General features: G+C 40.3%; 5 protein-coding genes. 4 read left to right on the forward strand and 1 reads right to left on the reverse strand.

Annotated elements, in window-relative coordinates:
• Positions 1 to 56: 56 nt before the first annotated feature.
• Positions 57 to 1,388: an argininosuccinate lyase gene (gene argH / locus B3C94_RS21450; protein WP_293907606.1), complete on the reverse strand. Its 1,332-nt coding sequence runs from the start codon at positions 1,386 to 1,388 to the stop codon at positions 57 to 59.
• Between the two features lie 756 nt (positions 1,389 to 2,144).
• Between argH and rbfA the strand changes: the two genes are divergently transcribed.
• The 4 genes from rbfA to B3C94_RS21470 are packed head-to-tail and all read left to right on the forward strand — an operon-like array spanning position 2,145 to position 4,932.
• Positions 2,145 to 2,516 (forward strand): 30S ribosome-binding factor RbfA, encoded by a 372-nt coding sequence (gene rbfA, locus B3C94_RS21455; protein WP_293907608.1) that lies wholly within the window; start codon positions 2,145 to 2,147, stop codon positions 2,514 to 2,516.
• A 29-nt stretch (positions 2,517 to 2,545) separates the two neighbouring features.
• Positions 2,546 to 3,202 carry a leucyl/phenylalanyl-tRNA--protein transferase gene (gene aat / locus B3C94_RS21460; RefSeq protein WP_293907610.1) on the forward strand — a complete coding sequence of 219 codons (657 nt, stop codon included), beginning with the start codon at positions 2,546 to 2,548 and terminating at the stop codon, positions 3,200 to 3,202.
• Complete coding sequence (locus B3C94_RS21465; protein ID WP_293907612.1) at positions 3,186 to 4,286, forward strand: aminotransferase class V-fold PLP-dependent enzyme; 1,101 nt, start codon at positions 3,186 to 3,188, stop codon at positions 4,284 to 4,286. The genes aat and B3C94_RS21465 overlap by 17 nt, the downstream gene beginning before the upstream one ends.
• Positions 4,276 to 4,932, forward strand: a complete 657-nt coding sequence (locus B3C94_RS21470) for a hypothetical protein (RefSeq protein WP_293907614.1) — start codon at positions 4,276 to 4,278, stop codon at positions 4,930 to 4,932. The genes B3C94_RS21465 and B3C94_RS21470 overlap by 11 nt, the downstream gene beginning before the upstream one ends.
• Positions 4,933 to 5,020 lie beyond the last annotated feature (88 nt).

Below are 5,020 nucleotides of genomic sequence, written 5' to 3' on the forward strand. Positions count from 1 at the left end.
ATCGGCCGTTGTCTTTTTATTTCGATTGTCCATCCGAGAATGGCACATCTTATTTTTTATGCCAAAAGATCATCTAATGCTGTTTGGACCTTTTCAAAACCAAAAGTTGCTTTCACCTGTTCAAACATACGTTGAATCTGATCATTGCACAGATTTCCAATGCTGCCTTCGTGTGTATGGTTTACCTCTTTTGATGGTTTGAAACGTCCCTCGTCGATATCGATACCGATGGTCCGATAGGCTTCACGGAATGGCACCCCTTTTAGCACCTCATTGTTCACCACTTCTACGGAGAACAAATAATCATATTTTGGATCATCCAGGATATTCTCTTTAACGGAAATATTTTCCAACATGAAAGTTGCTATTTCAAGGCATTCATGGAGCGATTTAAAAGCCGGGAATAGATTCTCCTTTAACAATTGAAGATCTCTATGGTAACCAGACGGCAGGTTGGTTGTCATTAACGCAATTTCATTAGGCAATGCCTGGATTTTGTTACAGCGTGAACGGATCAACTCAAAGACATCGGGATTCTTTTTATGCGGCATGATACTCGATCCGGTAGTCAAATGAGCCGGAAATGAGATAAATCCAAAATTTTGGTTAATATACAAGCAAACATCCATTGCAAACTTTGCCAACGTCGCTGCGATGGAGCTCATCCCTTGTGCTAAGATGCGTTCGGTCTTCCCTCTGCCCATCTGTGCGTAGACCACATTGTAATTTAAGTCTTCGAATCCCAGCAATTGCGTCGTCATTGTTCTATTTAAAGGAAAAGATGATCCATAGCCCGCAGCAGATCCTAAAGGATTCTTATTACAAACCTTCCAGGCTGCACGCATCATCTCCAAATCATCAACAAGGCTCTCGGCATAAGCACCAAACCATAATCCAAATGACGAAGGCATCGCTATCTGCAAATGGGTATACCCCGGGATCAGAATATGTTTGTATCGCTCGCTGAGTTGTATCAGTTGGTTAAATAGCGCTTCTGTATTTTCGATGATATGCTGAATTTCGGAGCGGAAGTATAATTTTAAATCAACTAATACCTGATCATTACGGGATCTGCCGGAATGGATTTTTTTACCCGCCTCACCGATACGCTGTGTTAGCAGCATTTCAACCTGCGAATGCACGTCTTCTACGGAGTCTTCAATGTGAAAATCACCAGCAAGGATTTCTTTATAGATATTTTTCAATTCTTTTTGCACAAGTGCAAGATCCGCATCGGTCATCAAGTCTATGCTGTTCAACATACGCGTATGGGCCAATGAGCCCAAAACATCCGCAGCCGCAAGTTGCAGATCCATGACCCGGTCATTGCCTACGGTAAACGATTCTACAAAAGAATCGACATCTATATTTTTTTGCCAGATTTTCATTCGTATAATTTCTTTTCTGATACTACCCTTATCAAAAGCCTGAGGTCGGTTTAGTGTTGATCGAAGCTTCTAATAATTCTATCAAATACAATTTTTACAAAAATACCAATTGCAAATGGTTATATCAATGCAAAGATTGCAGACATTTCAGGAAGACAATTCTTGTTCAAAAAGAAATATTCAGGCAAAAAAAAGGGCTGTTACAAAAAAAATAAAATGTTAAAAGTTTGTTAAATCGCAATAAACACATTTTATAAGTAACCACTCACTTTATTTTTAAAAGTTATTTTGTCAGTTTTTTAAGTATTCCTATGTTTGTAGTGTAAGGGAGATGAAAAAATAGAAGATGGTAGGGTTAGTAAATACTTACCGCTTTAAATACACCGAAATTTCAAACCAAATATGATAGACCCCAAAGTCTTAAAACTTGAAAGAAATTACCTAACCAATTGTGAATCGAAATTTAAAGGCACGTCAAACCAAGATGTGCCTTTTTTCTTTTGTATGTCTCAATTCGCTTTAAACCTTACGTCCGTCCTTTCTCAATCGATAACCATTGTTTATTTTTTTCTGAAAGTATCTCATCTTATTGGCCAGATAGAACCTTCTTGCGCTGTCATTGCTGTTGGTGCCTTCGAAGTCATGAAGGTTTTATTGTGGACAGCGCGTGCGCCCACGTCAAAATTTCTCTTTTAATTGAAATTTTGGCTATTTTTGTTTAACATAATTGAGAATATTCAACATAAAACGTATACGATGGGAACAGAAAGCAAGAGACAGCAACGTTTTGCTGGAGTCATTCAACAGGATTTAGCAGCACTATTTCAACGCGAAGGTAATTCATGGGCTCCTGGAGCGTTCATCACGGTGACACGTGTTCGGGTTACACCAGATTTAGCAATCGCCCGCACTTATTTGAGTTTTTTGAATACAAAGACTGCACAGGAAGATATTAAGGCTATTCGTTCCAAAACATCCGAAATACGCTACAAACTAGGAGCAAAAATTAAAAATCAGGTAAAAATAGTTCCTCAATTGGAGTTCTTCCTGGATGATACCAACGAATATGTCGAACACATGGACAAACTATTTGAAGAGATCAGCAAAGAACCACGCCAACCCGAATAGTGCCATCTATCGCAGCATGCTAAATAAAGATGGTATTTGAACTGAACAGTAAAAAACTTGAGTTTCCGCATCCAAGTTATGCGGAAGAAGATGGCTTACTTGCTGTAGGTGGAGATCTTTCAGCTGATCGTTTGCTACTCGCCTATTGTAATGGAATTTTTCCTTGGTTCAGCGACGACAGCCCCATACTCTGGTATGCACCTGACCCCAGGTTTGTTATCTACCCTTCCAAGATCAAGATTAGCAAGAGCATGGCAGGAATACTCCGGAAGAAAAATTTTTCCTTCTCGATAGATCGCGACTTTAAAGAAGTCATAAAGCATTGCGCGGCAATCAATAGAAAAGATCAGGCAGGAACCTGGATAACACAGGACATGATTGACGCATACAGTAAACTTGCTGCATTGGGCTATGCACACTCGGTGGAAGTATGGCAAGACAACTTACTAGTTGGCGGACTGTATGGCGTACTAATCAATGGGGTATTTTGTGGCGAAAGTATGTTTTCAAAAGTCCCCAATGCATCGAAAGCGGGCCTTATTTTTCTCGCACAAGAAATTGACTTACGTTTAATCGATTGCCAGTTTCACACCCCCCATTTGGAAAGCATGGGCGGAGAATACCTTTCCTTGACAGATTATTTAGCAATACTAACAAAAGACCAAAGACATGAGCAGTCCGTATAGCAACTATTTTGATATCGCCTCAGCGGTAACTTACCTCACCACACCGGGATCCGGTTTACTTTCACGTGAAACAAAGGCCTGGCGCATGAAAAGGGATCAGGATTTCTTCGACTCCAACTCTACCCTACGCGAACAGCAGGGGGCAACGTTGGATGCTTGTCGAGAAACAATTGGTAAATTTTTCAATTGCCCCTCCCAAAATGTCTTCCTATCCAGCTGTTTTTCCTTTGCTTTCAATACCCTGCTAGCAGGATTACCGAAACAATCGAAAGTGCTCTTATTAGACAATGATTATCCTTCGGTTAATTTCCCTACAATTATAAGCGGTTTTGAACATCAATTTGTCACGATGGACGAACAGCTAGAAGCTAATTTATTGGATGCCATCGCTACCTTTAAACCAGACGTGCTTATTCTGTCCATTGTGCAATATATTTCGGGATTAAAAATAGATCTTTCGTTTATACAGGAATTAAAACATCAGCATCCCGAATTATTGATCGTAGGTGATGGCACCCAGTTTCTGGGAACAGATGTTTTTGATTTTGCGGATGCAGGCTTTGACGCTGTACTATCCAGTGGATACAAATGGCTTATGGCAGGTTTTGGAAATGGTTTTGTCCTTTTAAGTGACAGACTCAAAGCAATTCTATATGCTGATGTCCAAAAAAATTACAGCTTTCTCAACAATCAATGGATGAATAAATCTGTGGTACAACTCTGTTTCGAACCAGGTCATCTGGACACACTGTCGCACGGAACTTTACAACAGTCCCTACTTCAATTGGAACAATGGGGATTTTCCGATACAGTGAGTTATACCCAAAATCTGCTTGCAGATGCCCGTGCTGAGCTTTCCGACAGAAAACTGTTATTGGACAGCATCGTCAACCGACGTCCACAGAGCAACATTTTCAATATACAGATTAACCCCGAATATTATCAAACCCTCCTGGATGAGGGAATAAAATGCTTTCCCCGAGGTTCGGGAATCCGTGTAGGATTTCATTTATACAATGATCACTCGGATCTTGAAAAGCTATTATATATTATTGACACAAAAGTAATTAACCATGAAATTTAGAATAGGCGACTTAGTCCGCTTTGTCGATGAACCCATAGAGGGACATATTACATCCATGCAACCCAACGATATTGTCGGTGTTACAGACGACACTGGTTTTGAGATTCCCGTGCCAATGGACAAAATCACGCTTGTTTTCGGCAATATGCGCCGTGCAGATGATGAGCTTGATCAGCATGCGACTCCACTGACACCGCATCGATTTATCGAAAAAGGGATACTTTTGGCGATCTCGGGAGATCACAAAGATGGACTCGCCAAATTACATATCATCAATGAAACCAGCTTTGAGCTCCTGGTATCTGTAGCTGAAGCTACAGCAAATAAAGTGAAAGGTATTTTTAGCAATAAGATACCGCCGCACGATTCTATGCAGTTCTATACAGGCAACTTTGCAAATGTTGGAAAATGGCCCACTTTCCGTTTCCAGATCATCAGACATAGCGGCAGTTTACAGGAACTGACCTCCCCAATCAATAGGGAACAGCGTGTACGTCCTGTAGACCTCACCAATCCGAAAGTTCTTAACGAAATTTTGGATGAAAAAATATGGTCCTACGAACTGGATAAGATCGAAGAGGATTTAGGGCTGGATAAACTGAAAAATCATTTTATACCACATCGCCCAAATAAAAAAACTTCATAATTACGCAGACACCAACAGCAATGAAAGCGAAAGAAGGTTGTTTCTGGCCAATAAAATGAAACACTTTCATAAAAAAATAAGCTAGATG

This window comes from Sphingobacterium sp. UBA5670 (genome assembly GCF_002420705.1).
GTDB lineage: Bacteria > Bacteroidota > Bacteroidia > Sphingobacteriales > Sphingobacteriaceae > Sphingobacterium.